At 68.2% G+C, this 16,500-nt stretch carries 12 protein-coding genes, 1 rRNA gene and 1 pseudogene; 6 read left to right on the top strand and 8 right to left on the bottom strand.

Features of this window, described 5'->3' with window-relative positions; genetic code table 11:
- Positions 1–39 precede the first annotated feature (39 nt).
- Entirely contained in the window at positions 40–780 is a 741-nt protein-coding gene (locus ACZ54P_RS25515; RefSeq protein WP_465464082.1) for an SDR family oxidoreductase, read from the top strand.
- On the opposite strand, the pseudogene ACZ54P_RS25510 reads toward ACZ54P_RS25515, so the two are convergent.
- A pseudogene (locus ACZ54P_RS25510) lies at positions 777–1,770 on the bottom strand (SDR family oxidoreductase). The gene ACZ54P_RS25515 and the pseudogene ACZ54P_RS25510 sit on opposite strands and share 4 nt — an antisense overlap.
- Before the next feature lie 71 nt (positions 1,771–1,841).
- Here ACZ54P_RS25510 and ACZ54P_RS25505 point away from each other — a divergent pair.
- Positions 1,842–2,741, top strand: coding sequence for a LysR family transcriptional regulator (locus tag ACZ54P_RS25505; protein ID WP_465464081.1), 900 nt, complete (start codon positions 1,842–1,844; stop codon positions 2,739–2,741).
- On the opposite strand, the gene ACZ54P_RS25500 is transcribed toward ACZ54P_RS25505, so the two are convergent.
- Positions 2,721–4,166 carry a peptide ABC transporter substrate-binding protein gene (locus ACZ54P_RS25500; protein WP_465464261.1) on the bottom strand — a complete coding sequence of 482 codons (1,446 nt, stop codon included), beginning with the start codon at positions 4,164–4,166 and terminating at the stop codon, positions 2,721–2,723. The genes ACZ54P_RS25505 and ACZ54P_RS25500 overlap by 21 nt on opposite strands.
- A 99-nt stretch (positions 4,167–4,265) precedes the next feature.
- Here ACZ54P_RS25500 and ACZ54P_RS25495 point away from each other — a divergent pair, with 99 nt between their 5' ends.
- Together ACZ54P_RS25495 and ACZ54P_RS25490 are read left to right on the top strand one after the other, a co-directional pair.
- Complete coding sequence (locus ACZ54P_RS25495) at positions 4,266–5,603, top strand: LVIVD repeat-containing protein (protein ID WP_465464080.1); 1,338 nt, start codon at positions 4,266–4,268, stop codon at positions 5,601–5,603.
- Positions 5,604–5,617: 14 nt separating this feature from the next.
- Positions 5,618–6,061, top strand: coding sequence for a hypothetical protein (locus ACZ54P_RS25490; protein ID WP_465464079.1), 444 nt, complete (start codon positions 5,618–5,620; stop codon positions 6,059–6,061).
- A gap of 434 nt (positions 6,062–6,495) precedes the next feature.
- Here ACZ54P_RS25490 and ACZ54P_RS25485 read toward each other — a convergent pair whose 3' ends face one another.
- From ACZ54P_RS25485 to ACZ54P_RS25470, 4 genes are all read right to left on the bottom strand, one after another.
- Positions 6,496–8,274: a choline/carnitine O-acyltransferase gene (locus tag ACZ54P_RS25485; RefSeq protein ID WP_465464078.1), complete on the bottom strand. Its 1,779-nt coding sequence runs from the start codon at positions 8,272–8,274 to the stop codon at positions 6,496–6,498.
- The gene (locus ACZ54P_RS25480) at positions 8,271–9,107 is read right to left on the bottom strand and encodes a class I SAM-dependent methyltransferase (RefSeq protein ID WP_465464260.1); all 837 of its coding nucleotides are present in this window, start codon (positions 9,105–9,107) and stop codon (positions 8,271–8,273) included. The genes ACZ54P_RS25485 and ACZ54P_RS25480 overlap by 4 nt, the downstream gene beginning before the upstream one ends.
- A 23-nt stretch (positions 9,108–9,130) precedes the next feature.
- Entirely contained in the window at positions 9,131–9,982 is an 852-nt protein-coding gene (locus ACZ54P_RS25475; protein WP_465464077.1) for a HalD/BesD family halogenase, read from the bottom strand.
- A gap of 149 nt (positions 9,983–10,131) precedes the next feature.
- A complete protein-coding gene (locus tag ACZ54P_RS25470) occupies positions 10,132–12,687 on the bottom strand; it encodes a bifunctional FO biosynthesis protein CofGH (RefSeq protein WP_465464259.1) in 2,556 nt (851 codons plus the stop codon).
- Positions 12,688–12,871: 184 nt separating this feature from the next.
- Here ACZ54P_RS25470 and ACZ54P_RS25465 point away from each other — a divergent pair, with 184 nt between their 5' ends.
- Positions 12,872–14,473, top strand: a complete 1,602-nt coding sequence (locus ACZ54P_RS25465) for an IS1634 family transposase (protein WP_465464076.1) — start codon at positions 12,872–12,874, stop codon at positions 14,471–14,473.
- On the opposite strand, the gene ACZ54P_RS25460 is transcribed toward ACZ54P_RS25465, so the two are convergent.
- Both ACZ54P_RS25460 and ACZ54P_RS25455 read right to left on the bottom strand, forming a co-directional pair.
- A complete protein-coding gene (locus tag ACZ54P_RS25460) occupies positions 14,412–15,170 on the bottom strand; it encodes an SDR family oxidoreductase (RefSeq protein WP_465464075.1) in 759 nt (252 codons plus the stop codon). The two genes, ACZ54P_RS25465 and ACZ54P_RS25460, sit on opposite strands and share 62 nt — an antisense overlap.
- An 8-nt stretch (positions 15,171–15,178) precedes the next feature.
- Positions 15,179–15,976 (bottom strand): alpha/beta fold hydrolase, encoded by a 798-nt coding sequence (locus tag ACZ54P_RS25455; protein WP_465464074.1) that lies wholly within the window; start codon positions 15,974–15,976, stop codon positions 15,179–15,181.
- 454 nt (positions 15,977–16,430) lie between these two features.
- Between ACZ54P_RS25455 and ACZ54P_RS25450 the strand changes: the two genes are divergently transcribed.
- A 16S ribosomal RNA gene (locus tag ACZ54P_RS25450) occupies positions 16,431–16,500 on the top strand; the annotation flags it as partial.

The following is a 16,500-nucleotide window of genomic DNA, read 5'->3' as shown; positions in this document are numbered from 1 at the left end:
CGCGCCGGATCGGTCCGGTGCGGTCTGCGAGGAGGTTCGATGGGCAACAGCAGGACCGCGGTCGTCACCGGAGCGAGCTCCGGGCTCGGCCGGGAGATCTCCCGCGCGTTGCTCGGCGCGGGCTACCGGGTCGCCCTCGCCGGACGTCGCGCGGACGCACTGGCCGAAACCGCGGGCGGGGACGCGAACGCGCTCGCCGTGCCCACCGATGTCGCCGATCCCGATTCCGTCGCCGCCCTGTTCGAGACGGTCCGCGCCGAATGGGGGCGACTGGACCTGCTGGTGAACAACGCGGGCGTGTCGGTGGGCGGGACCGTCGACGAGCTGTCCTTCGCGGACTGGAAACGTGCCGTCGACACCAACCTGACCGGCATGTTCCTGTGCGCGCAGCAGGCGGTGCGGCTGATGAAGGCGCAGGACCCGCGCGGCGGCCGGATCGTGAACAACGGCTCGATCTCCGCCCACGCCCCGCGTCCCGCGAGCATCGCCTACACGGCGACGAAACACGCGGTCACCGGGCTGACGAAGTCGATCTCCCTCGACGGCCGGGCCTGGAATGTCGCTTGTGGACAGATCGACATCGGCAACGCCGCTACCGAGATGACCCTCCGGATGGCCGACGGTATCCCGCAGGCCGACGGGAGCGTGAAGGCCGAACCGACCTTCGACGCCCGGCATGTCGCGGACGCCGTGCTCTACATGGCCGGGCTGCCGCTGGACGCGAACGTCCAGTTCCTGACCATCACGGCGACCACCATGCCCTACGTCGGCCGGGGCTAGGGAATCACCTTCGCCTTCCGGAACTCGTCGAACAGCCGGAAGAACATCGCCGACGTCTCCGCGTATTCGTGGAAGCCGGCGCGCCGGGCCTTCGAACCGTCCGCGAACATGTCGTAGTCCCAGCCGAACACGAAGTCGGCGAACGTCCACGACGACGAGACGGCGCTGTACGGCACCTCCAAGCCGTACTTCGCGGCGATCGACGTCCAGAGTTCTTCCTTGTCCGCCATGACGACGTCCAGTGACATCGGCAGTGGCGGCGCCACCTCCAGGTCGAAGTAGCGAGCGATCCGCGGCCAGATTTCGCTCCACCGGAACAGGTCGCCGTTCGCGATGTTGAACGCCTCGTTCTCCGAGCCGGTGGCCCAGACGGTGGCCTTCGCCAGCAGTCCGGCGGGGGAAGCGCAGCGGCAGGCCGAGTTCCTTCGAGATCGACGCGTAGACGGCGATGGCCAGGGCGAGGTTCATCGGGTTGCCCAGCGCCGTGCCGCCGACCACCGACGGCCGGATCGCCGACCACGTCCAGGATTTCCCCGCCTGCCGTCGCTCCAAAAAGGCCTGCTGGTCCACGTTGAACTCGGGCGGCATGTGCCCGGCGTCGGATTCACGCGCCGGGGTCTTGAACGGGCCGAGGTGGGCGCCGTAGACCTTGTAGCCCTGCATGAGGCTGATGTGACGCAGCCCGGGCGCGGCCGGTTCGATCGCGTCGACGAGGTTGGTCAGCATCGCCAGGTTCGGCGGGACCAGCTCGGCCCAAGTCGGTTTGTCGACATAGGCGGCGTAGAACACGTGCGTGACGTCGTCCAGGCCGCTCAGCTTCGCGCGCGTGTCGTCCGCGTCGAGCAGGTCGACGGCGATCTGACCAGGGCCGCCGCGCCGCGACAGGCCGACGACCCGCCAGCCGGGCTGGTTCTCCAGGTACTCGATCAGGTTCTTGCCGATGACCCCGTTGGCTCCGGCGACCAGGGCGACCTTCCGTTCTTCGTTCATGTCACCGAGCCTGGCGCCGGCGTGGTGATAAGTCCAAGGCATAGATATCACCGCTCCGATAAACTCCCTGCATGACCAGTCTGCGGCAGCTCGAGTACCTGGTGACAGTCGTCGACACCGGTTCCTTCACGCGGGCGGCGGAGTTGCTGCACGTGACGCAGCCCGCGCTGTCGCATCAGGTGCGGGCGCTGGAGAAGGGCGTCGGCGGTCCGCTGCTCGAACGGCTGCCGCGCAGTGTCCGGCTCACCCCGATGGGGCGCGCCATGCTGCCGCACGCCCGTGCCACCCTCGCCGACGCCGAACGCGCGCGGTGCGCGGCCCGCCAGGCGTCCGGGCTGGAGGCGGGCGAGCTGCAGATCGCCACGGTCTACTCGGTCGGTCTCGGCGTGCTGCCGTCGGCGTTGCGGGTGTGGCGCAGGGAGCGGCCGGACGTCGACGTCACGCTGGTGGAGTTCCGGCACGCGGACGAACTGCGTGACGCGATGGCGGCGGGGGAGGCCGACGTCGCGGTCGGCCCGGTTCCGCCGGGCTGGGACGGCCCGGTGCGCGAACTCGGCACCGAGGAGTTCGTCGTCGTCCTGCCGATCGACGGTCCGCGTGAGGACGACGGCACCGGCGTCGTCGACCTCGCGACCCTCGCCGGCTGCGCTTGGGTGCACTACGCGCCGGGCAACGGCCTGGCGGATCTCGTCGACCAGGCCTGTGCCGCGGCGGGATTCCAGCCGAGGGCGGCGGTCCGGACCGAGCAGACCGCGGCCGCGCCGGTGCTCGCGGCAGCTGGACTCGGCCCGGCGCTGGTCCCCGCCAACGTGCTGCCCGAAGGCTTCCCCGGCCGCGTCCTCCGGCCCGAGCCGTCGATCCGGCGCACGCTCGCCGCCTACTGCCGGAGCACGCCCGACCCGCTGACCTCGGCCTTCATCGACGTCGTGGCGGGGGAGTGCACCCTCGGGTCAGCGCACGGAAACCGCTGACAGGTCCACGCTCCCGAACGGCGTCGCCCTCACGTCGCCGACCCGCTCGGCCCAGACGGCGTGCCCGTGCCCGGACCACAGCGGAGCGACCGGCAGGTCCCGCAGCAGCTGGTTCTCCACCAGCCGGTAGACCTCGCCGCTGTCGCCCGCTTCGGTCTCCTCGGCCGATTTCAGCAGGTCGGCGAATCCGTCGCTCTGATAGCCGGTGGCCTTGACGATCTCGCTCAAGACCTCTTGCGGACTCGGCGTCATGAGGTTCAAGTCGAGCGAAAACGGTCCCTTGCCGGGATCCGCGGCGACCTGCACGCCGACCGCCGCGCCTACCTGATCGGCCAGTGGCCGCAGCCAGTTCGCCCCCGTCTGTCCGAAGTGGACCGCCGAACCGGTGGGGAACTCCGCCTGGGTCAGCAGGGATTTCCCGGCCCCGGCGTCGAAGGTGCAGGGGCGGCAGGTGCTGCTGCGTTCGCCGGGCGCGACGGCGGGCGGCAAGAGCGACTTCGCCGGGTCCACCTGTTTGCCGAGAACGCCCGCCTCCAGCGCGGCGCGGTCGATCCCGAGCGCGAAGCCGTGCCGGACCGTGGCGTCGGAGAAATGTTCCGCTGTCATAGGGAAACCGAGGTACGAGACGTGGGGCAATGCCCACATTACGTGCCGCTGCGCGAAATCGGCGTGCATGGCCTCGTGCCGGTCACCGGGGACCACGGTGGAGAGATCGAGTTTCCCAGCCTTGACCTCGTCGTACTGTGCCGCCGCGTCCCCGGTTTTCAGCTCGACCACGCGAGCCTTGCCCGGCGCGTCCGCCACCCGGGCCAGTTTGCCGCCCGACGGCTGCCAGGCCCCGTCCAGGCGGAACGGTCCGTTGCCGACCGGGTGCAGCGCGAACCCCGCCCAGTCCCGCGAGGCCAGCGCCGACGCGGGGAGCGGGACCAGCGCGGGGGAGGAGAGCAGCGCCGGGACCTGCCCGGACGGCCGGTCGAGCACCAGCCGGATGGTCAGTGGGTCCGGCGCGGTGATCTCCTTGGCCCGCAAGAGATCCTTCACCACTCGCGACGCCCGCCAGTTCTCCTTGCCGATGGCCGCCCACGTGTCCACATAGGACTGGGCGGTGACCGGGGTGCCGTCGTGGAACTTCCCGCCGTCCTTGAGCTTGACCGTCCACGTGGTCCGATCGGCGCTGGTGACCGATTCCGCCGCCCGTGGCGTCATTTTTCCCGTCGCGGGGTCGTAATCACCCAGCGGTGTCCACAGCGCGCCCGTGACGAGCCGTCCGGATTGGTCGCGGACGTCGGCGGGCAACAGGGTCGCCGGAGCGGCCAGCCCGACGCGAAGAACGTCCGGTGCGGGCGATTCGCCGGATTCCGTGCAGGCCGCCGTGACCAGGGCGGCGGCGAGGAGCGGGGCCAGAAGACGCAAGCGCATGGTCATGTCATAGCAGTCCCGCACGACCATCGGCGGTTGTGCGGGCAAAGTGGTGGTCATAGGGTGCGGGGACCAGCCTGGGAGGTTTCTGTGCGAGGAAACTGGTTGCTTCGTTCATGCTTGGCGATCGCCACGGTCACCACGACCCTGATCGCCACCGGCCTGCCCGCCGCCGCCTGCGGCGAGGAGGACAAGCCGTCGAGTGAGAAGGTCCGGGTCTCGGGCGAGCCCGGCGCGGTGAAGAACGTCAAGGCCGTCGGCAACGTGCCCGACGCGCAAGGCGCCATCGCCATGGGCTTCCTGCAGTACGGGCACCGCGACGTCATGGCCGTGTCCGGCGAGTTCGGCCTGAAGGTCTACGACCTCACGAAGAACCCCACGGCGCCGAAGCTGATCGGCGAGGTCAGCCTGCCCGGCCTGTGGGAGACCGAGGACACCGAGGTCGACGTCAAACGCAAGCTCGTCTTCCTCGCGCGGGATCCGCGCGCTTACGGCGGCACCACGCAGACCGGTGAATCCGGGATCTACATCATCGATCTGAAGAACCCGGACAAACCGGCCATCCTGAGCTACACCAAGGTGCCCGCCGGTCACACGACCAGCTGCGTCGACGACTGCCGGTACCTCTGGACCGGTGGCCCGGCGAAGGCCGCGAACCAGCCGGCCGAGTGGGGCGGCCGCCCGATCTGGGTCACCGACATCCGCGATCCGCGCAACCCCAAGACCTTCCCGAACCCGATCGAACTAGCGCGCAACGACGGCAAGACCGACTACGTGCACGACGTCCAGGTCGACGACGAGGGCGTGGCTTGGGTGTCCGGACGCGGCGGCGTCCGCGGCTACTGGACCAGCGGCTACCACCGCGATCCCGTGCAGGGCAAGGTTCGCCGGGCGACCGCGTTCGACCCGGTTCCCTACGCCGGTGGCGGGATCGAGGAGACGGCGGCGCCGTCGAAGTTCATGCACAACAGCTTCCACCCGGCGGGGCACCGCTCGGCCGATGGAGCGGACTCGAAGCGCTGGCGCGGCCGCGATCTCATCTACGCCGTCGAGGAGAGCTTCCTCGACGGCTGCGCCGGTGACGGCGTGCTGACGATCTCGTCGCTGCAGAACTCCTACCACGGCGAAGGCTGGCGTTCGACGCCGGAGAAGCCGTTCCGCCTCAAGTCCGTCGGCACCTGGAGCGTCGCCGGGCAGGAGGGCAGCGACCCGACGACGGGTGACTGCTCCGCGCACTACTTCGACGTCCGCGGCAAGATCCTCGTGCAGTCCTTCTACTCACAGGGCACGCGCTTCCTCGACGTCAGCGACCCGACCGACCCGAAGCAGATCGCCTACTTCCGCCCGGCGGACGCCAGCGCGTGGGCGCCTTACTGGCACAAGGGCTACGTCTATGTCGCCGACAACACTCGCGGAATCGACATCCTGAAGCTCACTGCCTGAGCGAAGATGTCCCCATGCGCACCATGGGAAAGATGCTGGGGAGCACGGTCGCGGTCGTCCTGATCGCGGCCTGTGCTCCGCCACCGCCCGAAGCACCGCCCGTGTCCACCGATCCGGGGCCGGTCGCCGAGACCTTCCCGGAGGTGGGCGAGGTCGTCGAGGCGTCTTGGGTCGAGGAGAAGATGGGCACCCCCGAGGGCCGGGTCGAGGCGCCCGGGCCCAGCGACTTCCGGCTGACCGCCCTGGTGAAGCTCGGTCCCGAAGCGGTCCCGAAGGTACTGAGCAGCTACAAGTGCTCGCAGGTGGGACAGCTGCCGGACGCACCGGAACGACTGAAGCCGCTCATCCCCGCCAAGGTTTCCTGGCTCTCCTGTGACCTGCCCACGACCACCAGGTCCAGGACCGTCTACGTGGTACCCGGTTCCGCGGAAGCCGTCTTGATCGCCCAGACCATGTGACAAAGCCGTGCGGAACGGAAGTCCGTGAAGGCGTCCGTGCCTTGAGCGTCAGGGTCCCGGCGAAGTCACCTAAATGCTGGTCGGCACTTCTGCGTTGCGCGTTCCCCTCGACACCTCGTTGAGGGAGCCGGTCATGTCCCCGATGTGGCATTGGAGACAGTCAGCGTTCCCAATGCCGCATCGGAGACAGCAAACCGCGGCGCGCGCCGACGTCGTACGCAACACGCCACGTTTGCCTTACCTCTCGATAACCCTCATACCACTCGTGACCCCCCGTCGAAATCGTACATAAGGACATCAACCGGACGACCAATCGTCAAGTGCTGTCCATTGTGGACAGTAAAGCCTGATCGGCGTCCGGAATCAGGCCGGCAATATCCCGGCTTTCCGGGACCCCTGACCTTGAGCGTAGGGAAGGAGGCCTTCACGGATCTCTAAGCCAGCAACTCTTGCAGTTCCCGGATGGCGGTCGCGAGTTCCGCCGCGAACAGCTCCATCTCGTGCGCCACGTGCTTCGGCGTGCACAGGTAGATGTTCAGCCTGTCCGGCAGCAGCACGTACGCGACGCCGATGCACTGCGGGCTGGTCGACCCGAAGCCGAAGTACTGGATGTTCACCGACGGCGCCGAGCTGGTGCTCAGGTAGTCGTCGCGCATCTTCAGCCACCCCGGCGACGAGTACAGCGCCGGGGACTCGTCGACGCCGCGACGCTTCTGGATCAGCTGCAGCTCCCACAGGTGCTGCTCCGGCGCGTCGCCCGCCTGGCACTCCTTCGCCCGCGTGACGTGCTTCGCCGCCGCCGCGCGGAAGGCCGCCTGACGCGTCTGCCGGTCCGCGTTCGGGTCGTCCATCACCTTGACGAACCACTGCACCTCGGGTGTCACCACCCGCATCGCTTCGGTGCGCCCGTTCTGGTACTGCCGCGTCGCGATCGATTCGTACGTCGCGCCGGTGATCCCCTTCGCCCGCTTGTGCGCGAGCTGGTACGCCATCTGCGCGAAGCCGTCAGGGGACATCCCCAGCTCCTTCGCCCGCTTCGCGCCGAAGTCGGTGAAGGACACCGTCTTCGTAGCGGTCGCGTCGGCGTATGCGGCGAAGGACGCGGCCGCGGCACGGGCGTCCTCGCGGAGCGCGTCACCCAGGACGAACTCGATGACCTCGGACGCCGGGACCCCGTCGGCGGGCGGCCGGTCCAGTCGCGAACCGCTCAGCAGCTCGTCGGTGAACCCGAGGATCGTGGTCCCGTCCAGTTCGCAGTGCTCGACGTTGATCCCCGCCGCTCCGTCCTCGAACACGATCAGCGAGACGGCCTTGTCGAACCAGCGGTTGCCGCTGTCGCCGTGCAGCAGCTTGTCGCACGCCTCCTGCGTGTCCGCCGGCGTGTAATCCTCCAGGCACAGGCAGAACAACGCCGTCTCGATGTCGTCGAGGGCGGACGCGTTCCCGGCGGCGAGCAACGCTTCGCGCGTCGCCGCCCACTCGGCCCTGGCCTTGGTGGTGAAATGCCCGACGGCGCTCTCCGGGTCCTCGACGAAGTTCCCCGATTTGATGATCGTCTGCAGCCCCGCGACCAGCTGTTCGGGGGAGTACGGCCGCCCGTCCGGTGCGATGACGTCCATCCGGAACGGGGTGTCGCGGTGGAAGACCACGATGTGCCGGGCCCTCGACGGCCCCGGCCAGTCCTCGCTGTACGGCGTCCGCGCGGTGTCCTGCACGGCGCCCGGAATCCGCGTCGCCGAGAACAGGTACTTGTGCTGCACCATCGACTGCGGCTGTCCGCGGACCACGATCGGCGGAACCAGTTCCTCGTCCAGCTTCAGCTTGTAGTCCACCGCCGACGCGGCCAGTTCGGCCGCCCGCTCCAGCTGTCCCAGCGGGGATTCGGAGAACAGGAAGAAGAAGTTGGCGTTGAGCGCGATCCGGTCGCGGCGGCCGAGGTAGCGATACGGCCAGAAGGTGTCGAGCCAACTCCGCACACCTTCGCCGCTGTCGTAGGTCTCGAGCGCGCTCTGGAGTTCGTGCGCCAGGCTTCCTTCCGCGAGGAACTCGGCGACGGCGCCTTCGGTCTCCGCGAGCTCGCCCGGGGTGAGCAGCGGCGAGCACCATTCGAGGAACCGGCGGCAGGTGTCCTCCAGGGCGGGGACGGGGACCCTCGGCAGGAGGTCCTCGTTGCCGAACGTGCGGGTGGACAGTTCCGGACTGCTCACGATCATCCTTGATCTCGAAGGGGAAGGGCGTTCAGCGTGGCGGCGAGGTCGGCCGCCGCGCCGTCCGGGCGGGAGACGTACAGCCGCGCGTACAGCCGGCCGTCGGACTCCAGCCCCCGCGGGTCGACGCCCGCGACGGACAGGTTGTCGAGGATCTGCCTTCGTTCTTCTTCCGACGCGAATTTTCGCTGCTGGAAGACGCCGTCGGCCCCCGCGGTGTCGTACGCCAGATCCGTGAGGTTCGCGGCGACCGGTTCGTAGGAGAACATCCGCAGGACGAAATGCGCCATCCACGGGCGGCTTTCCCGCGCGATCCGGACCAGGGTCTTTTCGGTGACGTAGCCGATGCAGCCGGTCGAGATGACGATGTCGACTTCGGCCAGCAGCGCGCGCTGCTCCTCTGTCGGCTCTTCGCTCTCCAGATCCGCGTGGATCGCGTCGTCGATGAAGCCCGCTTTGAGCGCGTAGTCCAGGGCCGGTGCGGAGGTGTCGAGGCCGATGAAGCGAACTCCGTCGGCGACTCCCTCCAGCATCCGCCGGTCCCGGGCGATCAGCTCGTCCCGGCTCAGCGACGCGTCGTGCGCGTAGTGGTCGTACAGGCGCTCCATCGAGAGGTCACAGCGGTACAGCGCCGCGTTGACGCCGTACGAACAGCCGAGGTCGAGGACCGTCGGCACCTTGACGTCGGTTTCGGCGCGGTACTCGTCGATCACTTTCGCGAAATAGGCTTTGGCCTGCTGGGGGATGTCGTAGTCGAGCCTGCGCAAGGTGCCGAAGAAGGCGCGCGGGTCGGGCTCGGTGTAGATGTGGTCGAAGGAGATCTTGCCGGTCGAATCCAAAGGCACGGGCCAATGCTCCTGACTTAGTCGAGCAGCTGATCGCCCCGGACGGCCGCTGAAGCGACATGTTCGGGCAGGACCCGGCCGAACAGCTGTCTAGTCCGCTCCGGACTGCCGATGACCCCAGGACGCTCGCTGTAGGCGAAGATCGCGGAATGGCGTGCTGTTGCTCCTAGAACACTACTCACGCGGTGAAGCGCGAAGCGTCCGCGAAACAGCTGAAGATCACCGGGACGCAGAGTGAGCCGCCGGATCAAGTGATCACCTTCGCCCGCCAGGACGGCACGGACGTCGTCGAAATTCTCCGCCTTCTCCGAGCGGATGTTCGGGCAGTACTCGAAGACACCGCCGTCGGTGGCCTCCTGCGTGAGCATGCTGACGGTGAACTCGTTGGTGTCGAAGTGCCACGGATGCGAGCGGCCCGGTTCGATCACGTTGAGCACCAAGCCGGACAACGGATCGGCGAGTTCGTGGAGTGCCGGGAGTTCGAAACAGTCGGCCACGAACCGCTGGAACTCGCGGCTGGCGTACAGCTGCTGGATGATCGCGGTCGGCGGGATCTGGTCGCGTGCCACGAAGGCGTTGCCGCGTTCCATGATCGTGCGGCCGGGATGGCTTTCGGGGAACGGGGTGTCGACGGCGATGTTGTAGGCGTTGACGCGTTCGACCTTCGCGTACGCCTTCGGAGCGATCTCCGCGCCTTCGCGGCGAAGGACGTCGCGCAACTCCGGGCGGACGAAGTCGGCCAGGACACTGCAACCCGTTTCCCGCAGTTCGGCGCGGGTCCGGGAAACGATTTCGCGCCAGGCCGGGCTTCCGGGCTCGGACAACGGATAGCGGGCGGTATCGGCCACTTGGACTGCGCTCGCGATCATCGACGTCCTCTCGCCTGCCCGGAAGTGATTCTCGGGTTTAGCACAGAAAACGCCCGAAGCCCCCGCGCCTTGTGAGCGGCGACACACGGAACGTGATCACCCCTTGACTCGCGCTGTACGCGAGTCAAGGGGTGAGTACGGATTTTTCGTCAGCTGGTGACAAGCGGCAGCAGCGGCCGCCGGACCGCGGTCGCGACCCCGTCGGACGCCTCGGCCGCGGCGATCCGTTCCGCCGTCGGCGTGCCGTATTCAGTGGTCCGCTGCCGCAGTGGCCGGCCGAGCGGTTCGACCATCGCGCGCATGTCGCTGATCGTCTTGTACGACCCGTTGGCCGCACCCGCCATCCGGCTGATCGTCTCCTCCATCAGCGTGCCGCCGATGTCGTTGACCCCGCCCCGCAGCACCGCGCGGCTGCCTTCCTCACCGAGCTTCACCCACGAACTCTGGATGTTGTCGATCATCCCGTGCAGCAGCAGCCGGGCCAGCGCGTGCACCGCCCGGTTCTCCCGCAGCGTCGTCCCGGCCCTGGCCAGCCCGGCGAGGTAGATCGGCGAACTCTGGTGGATGAACGGCAGCAGCACGAATTCGCTGAACCCGCGCCGCCCGTTGCGTTCCAGGCCTTCCCGCTGCAGCTTCGCCAGCAGTTTCAGGTGCCCGACCCAATGCGACGGGGTGTCGACGTGGCCGTACATCATCGTCGACGTCGTCGTGATGCCGAGTTTGTGCGCGGTGGTGACGACGTTGATCCATTCGGACGTCGGCAGCTTGCCCTTCGTCAGCACCCAGCGGACGTCGTCGTCGAGGATCTCCGCCGCCGTGCCCGGCAGCGAGTCGACACCGGCCTCCTTCGCGCGGGCCAGCCAGTCCTCGATCGAGAGATTCGTCCGCGAAGCGCCGTTGACGACCTCCATCGGCGAGTACGAGTGCAGGTGGATGTCCGGCTGACGGCGTTTCACCTCGGCAGCGAGATCGAAGTACGCGGTGCCGGGCAGATCCGGATGGATGCCGCCCTGCATGCAGATCTCGGTCGCACCCGCGGCCCACGCCTCGTCGACCCGGTCACCGACCTGCTCCAGTGAAAGCGTGTACGCGTCGGCGTCGGTGCGCCGCTGGGCGAACGCGCAGAACCGGCAACCGGTGTAACAGACGTTGGTGAAGTTGATGTTCCGCGTGACCACGAAGGTGACGTCGTCGCCGTTGACCTCGCGGCGCAGGTCGTCGGCGATCCGGGTGAACGCGTCGAGTTCCGGGCCGTCGGCGTGCAACAGCGCCAAAGCCTCGTCGTCGGAAAGCCCGGCCGGGTTCTTTTCCGCGCTGCGCAAGGCATCCCGGATATCGAGGTCGAACCGCTGCGGCGCGGTCTTGATGTTGCCCTTGATCTCCGCCCAGTCGCCGTAGACCGAATCGAAGTCGCTGCGCCGGTCTTCGGTGCGGCCGATGGTGTCGACCTCGACGTGCAGATCGGTCCGCCCGGCCTCCTTCCAGCCGCCGTCCGGCTCCTGCCACGGAATGCCGACCGGGATCGCTTCCTCGATCGCCAGCCCGGTCTCCGCGTCGGTGAGCGGCGCGAGATGCGCGTTCATCCGCGGGTCCAGCCACGGCTCACCGGTCTTGACGTACTCCGGGTAGATCGGCAGCCGCTCGCGCACGGTGAACCCGAGCGCTTCGGTGCGGCGCTTGAGTTCGTCGATCTGCGGCCACGCGCGCTCGGGGTTCACGTGGTCGGGGGTCAGCGGGGAGACGCCGCCCCAGTCGTCGATCCCCGCGTTCAGCATCAGTTCGTACTGCTGGCCGATGAGATTCGGCGGCGCCTGGATGCGCATCTTCGGCCCGAGCACGAGCCGCGCGACGGCGATGGTCGCGGCGAGTTCTTCGAGATCGGCGTCCGGGGTCGCGCGCATCTTCGTGTCCGGCTTCGCGCGGAAGTTCTGGACGATGACTTCCTGAATGCCGCCGTAGGTCTTGGCGACCTTGCGGATCGCGAACAGCGAGTCGGCCCGTTCCTCGAAGTTCTCGCCGATGCCGATCAGGATGCCGGTGGTGAAAGGCACCGAACTGCGGCCGGCGTCCTCCAGCACGCGCAGGCGGACGTCGGGGTCCTTGTCGGGCGAGCCGTAGTGAGGGCCGCCCTTCTCGGTGTAGAGCCGCTTCGCGGTCGTCTCCAGCATCATGCCCATCGACGCCGAGACCGGCTTCAGCCGCTGGAAATCCTGCCAGGTCAGCACACCGGGGTTGAGGTGCGGCAGGACACCGGTCTCCTCCAGCACCCGGATCGCCATCGCGCGGACGTAGGAGAGCGTGTCGTCGTACCCGTGCGCGTCGAGCCAGTCCTTCGCCGCCTTCCAGCGGTCTTCGGGACGGTCGCCGAGGGTGAACAGCGCCTCCTTGACGCCCATCGCGGCACCCTTTCGGGCGATGTCGAGGACCTCGTCGGGGGAGAGGAACGGCGACTCGACCCGGCCGGGGACGGTCGCGAAAGTGCAATAGCCGCACCGATCCCGGCACAGGCGGGTCAGCGGGATGAAAACCGAACGGCTGTAGGTGACCACACCGGGACGGCCCGCCGCGACGAGGCCGGCGTCACGGACCCGGGAAGCGTGGTCGGACAGCGTCTTGAGATCGTCGCCGCGCGCCTGGAGCAGGATCGCGGCCTCGGTGAGGTCGAGGGTCTTCCCGTCGCGCGCCCTGGCGAGCGCCCGGCGCATCGCCGAGGTGGTGGGGGCGGTCGCGTCAGCGTCGGATGCCATTCCCGCACGCTATGGCCGGACTCGCTCCAGCGGCCAGTGTGCATCCGGCCACCACCTCACTTACGTGGCTGTGATCACTGTTCGCGCAGGTCAGCGGCCGATCTTGGTTGCCGATCAGTGAGCCGGAGTGTATTACCTAAAGGTGGCTTCGGTGATCGGCAAGAAGGTCGGCGGACGGACGTACTACTACCTCGTCACCTCCGCGCGGGTCGACGGCGAGCCTCGCGTGGTGTCCCAGCGCTACCTCGGCACGGCTGAGGAGATCGGGCGCGCGATGGACGGCGAGACCGCCGCCCCCGCCGAAGCGCGGCATCGCACCTTCGGCGACGTCGCGGCGGTCTGGACGACGCTGAACCGGCTCGACTTCGTCCGCCGAGTGGACGACGCCGTCGGCGCCCAACGCGCCGCGACCACCTTGGGGACACATCTCGCCCTCGCCGTCCTGCACCGGGCGACCGCGCCGGAGACACCCTTGGCCACCTGGTGGGAGGACGGTGTCGCGCGGGAATTCGTCAAGGCCGACCTGGCGAACCACTGGCGGGCACTGCACCGGCTCACCCCGGAACGGATCGCGCGCGTCGAGACCACGGTCGCCGACGCCGTACTCGCTTGGCTGGGCACGGGGAACGCCGCGCTCGCCGTCGACGTGCCGCAGTTCGCCACCTTCACCACGGCGGACCCCTGCCGCTGCGAACTCGCCGGACTCGGCCTGGTGGTGACCAAGGACGGCGCGATCCCGCTCGCGTCGCGCAGCTATCCGCGAGAAGGGGCCCCGCCGTTCGCCGTGCTCGCCGAGGAACTCCGCTCGCTGTACCCCGTCACGTTGGTCTTCACCGCGGGCCAGGCCGCGCAGGTGGATCTCGGACGGCACTTCGTCGGCGCCCTGCCCCTGTCGGACCATCCGGACCTGCTGGCGAAACCGTCGTCCGCGCGCAAACCCGTCGACCCCGAACGCTTCGCCGGGCTGACCGCCCTCGACACCAGGGCGATGGTCGCCGGCGTGCGGCGGCGCGTGATCCTGACCCATTCGGAAACCCTGCACAACGCGCAGGCCCGCGCGTTCGGCGACGAACTCGGCACCGCGACCCGCGAACTCGCCGGCCTCGACGCCGCGCTGGCCACCGGTACCTATCGGGGCGACCGGAGCCAGGTGAACGCCGAAATCGCCAGGATCACGCGTGGCCGCCGGGTCGAGCGGGTGCTCTCACCTTCGCTGACCGGGACCAGGCCGGGGGAGATCCGGCTGACCTGGAAGGTCGACGCCGCCGCCGTCTCCCGGCTGCGCGAGGAGTTCTTCGGCAAACAGGTGCTGGTCACCGACCACGACTGGCCGGTCGCGGAGGTCGTCACCGCCTACCGCGCGCGAACCCACCTCGATTCGACGTTCCGCTGGCTGACCGGCACCGCCGTCGCCGGGCCGTCACCACGCTGGACCTGGACCCCGCACCGGATCGCCGTGCACACCCTGGTCACGGTGCTCGCGTCGACGGTCACGCACCTCATGCGGCGCGAGGCCGACCGCGCCGGGATGAACCTCTCGGTCCGCGAACTGATGGACAACCTGGCCGGGATCGGCGAGACGGTGCTGCGCTACCCGTCGACCGGCGGCCGCCCGCGGACGCGGCGCCTGCTGACCGAGCGGAGCCCGGAGCAGCAGGCGCTCTTCGACCTCTTCGGGCTCTCTACTCCGCCCGATGGATCTGCAGCGGCGAGAAGCTCTGCACCACCGGCATCAGCTCGATGACGTTGATGTTCACGTGCTCGGGCTGCGAAGCCGCCCAGAAGACGGACTCGGCCACGTCGGTGGCCGTCAGCGGCGTCGTGCCCTTGTAGACGTTGTCGGCCTTGCTCTGATCGCCCTCGAACCGGACGACGGAGAACTCCGTGCCACCGACCATGCCGGGTTCGACGTTGGTCACCCGGACGCCGGTGCCGTGCAGGTCCGCGCGCAGGTTCAGGCTGAACTGGTGCACGAACGCCTTGGTCGCGCCGTAGGTGTTGCCACCGGGGTAGGGGTAGGTGCCCGCGATCGAACCGATGTTGATCACGTGCCCGCGGCCGCGCTCGACCATTCCGGGCAGCAGTGCGCGGGTGAGGTGCACCAGGCCGGTGATGTTCGTGTCGATCATCTGGTTCCAGTCGTCGAGCTTCGCCCGGTGGGCGGGCTCAAGCCCCTTGGCGAGACCGGCGTTGTTGACCAGGAGATCGACCTCGGCGAACTCCTCGGGCAAGGACTCCGGCAGCGCGGCCACCGCGTCGGCGTCACGGACGTCCAGTGCGAAGGGCAGTACGTTCTCGCCGAGTTCGTCGGCCAGCTTGGCGAGCTTGTCCTTGCTGCGGGCGGCCGCGACGACCTTGGCGCCGTCGGCGGCGAACCGGCGGACGATCTCGACGCCGAACCCCGCGCTGGCTCCGGTCACGAAGACGGTCTTGTGGGACATGGAGACGATCACCTGATTTCTTTCAAGAACCGTGCGAAGACGGCGTTGAACTCGGCCTCGCGCTCCAGGTTAGGCAGGTGGGCGGCGCCCTCGATCACCGCCAGGGTGGAGCCGGGGACGAGTTCGTGCATCAGCTCGGCGTCCGAGACGGGCGTGTACTCGTCCTCGGTGCCGACGACGATCAGGCTCGGCACGGTGACCTTCGCGAGGGTCTCCCGATAGTCGGGCCGTTCGGCCCGGCCCCGGAGGGCCGCCGCCGCTCCTTCCTTCGGAGTCGTCCGCATCATCCCCAAGACGTGCGCCGCCACGTCCGGCATCGTGCGCACGTTCTCCGGCGAGACCATCTTCGTCAGCACCTCGTCCGCGTACGGGCCGATGCCCTCGGCCAGGACTCGGTCGGCCATCGCGTTGCGGACGCGCTTGCCCTCCCCTGTCTCTTCTTGAGGGGAGGTGTCGGCGAGCAGGAGACCGGCGACGCGCTGGGGGTAGGTGCGCTGGAACTCCATGACGATCTGCCCGCCCATGGAGAGGCCGCCGAGCACGAAGCGTTCGAGGCCGAGGTGATCGGCGAGCCGGGCGATGTCGGCGGCGAAGACGTCGAGGCCGGTCTTACCGGGGACCACCGAGGTCTCGCCGTACCCGCGAAGGTCCGCCGTGACGACCCGATAGCCCTCCCGGCTGAAGTGTTCCGCCTGCGGACGCCACATCGTGCGGTTGAAGGGGTGACCGTGGACAAGGACGACGGGCAAACCGGTGCCGAGGTCGTCGTAGGCGACGGAGATGCCGTCGAGTTCCGCAGTGCTCATGGGACCGAAGCTAATCGGAGCAATATTCGAGATCAATACGGTGCAATGTACTCGGAGCAATGTTCTTCTCCGGGTGTTCACCGACCCGACCCCGGGCTGATCACCGGGGCGGGGCCCGTTTCGGGCCCTTGACCTGCGGAAACGCAGTTAAGGTACCCCCCTGTTTTCGGGGGTTTCCGGCCATGTAAAGTTCTCCAAGTCGCCAGGGAAACCGGGTGGCCGACCGGGACACGAACCAAGCTCTCGCTCACCGCGATTGAGTGGGTGTCCTACCAAAAACTGCTAGGAATGACTGCTTCGGATAAGGCCGCTTGATTGTGGTGCGATCTGGGGTGTGTTGCTTGAGAACTCAACAGTGTGCTAGTGAACTAAGCCAGTAGAGCTTATGTATTTGAACCTCGTTTGAGGTTCCTTTGAGTGCAAGAAAATTTTGCCTCGATTGAATTCGAAGACATTGTTGGAGAGTTTGATCCTGGCTCAGGACGAACGCTGGCGGCGTGCTTAACACATGCAAGTCGAACGAT

The sequence above is a fragment of the Amycolatopsis sp. NPDC034160 genome (assembly GCF_055575355.1).
The sequence above is the reverse complement of the archived record's forward strand: the minus strand, read 5'-3'. Positions and strand labels throughout refer to the sequence as shown.

Coding starts and splice junctions, on each gene's coding strand:
- ACZ54P_RS25515 (WP_465464082.1), top strand. CDS start 40: ATGGGCAACAGCAGGACCGCGGTCGTCACCGGAGCGAGCTCCGGGCTC.
- ACZ54P_RS25505 (WP_465464081.1), top strand. CDS start 1,842: ATGACCAGTCTGCGGCAGCTCGAGTACCTGGTGACAGTCGTCGACACC.
- ACZ54P_RS25500 (WP_465464261.1), bottom strand. CDS start 4,166: ATGACCATGCGCTTGCGTCTTCTGGCCCCGCTCCTCGCCGCCGCCCTG.
- ACZ54P_RS25490 (WP_465464079.1), top strand. CDS start 5,618: ATGCGCACCATGGGAAAGATGCTGGGGAGCACGGTCGCGGTCGTCCTG.
- ACZ54P_RS25485 (WP_465464078.1), bottom strand. CDS start 8,274: ATGATCGTGAGCAGTCCGGAACTGTCCACCCGCACGTTCGGCAACGAG.
- ACZ54P_RS25475 (WP_465464077.1), bottom strand. CDS start 9,982: ATGATCGCGAGCGCAGTCCAAGTGGCCGATACCGCCCGCTATCCGTTG.
- ACZ54P_RS25470 (WP_465464259.1), bottom strand. CDS start 12,687: ATGCGCCGGGCGCTCGCCAGGGCGCGCGACGGGAAGACCCTCGACCTC.
- ACZ54P_RS25460 (WP_465464075.1), bottom strand. CDS start 15,170: ATGTCCCACAAGACCGTCTTCGTGACCGGAGCCAGCGCGGGGTTCGGC.
- ACZ54P_RS25455 (WP_465464074.1), bottom strand. CDS start 15,976: ATGAGCACTGCGGAACTCGACGGCATCTCCGTCGCCTACGACGACCTC.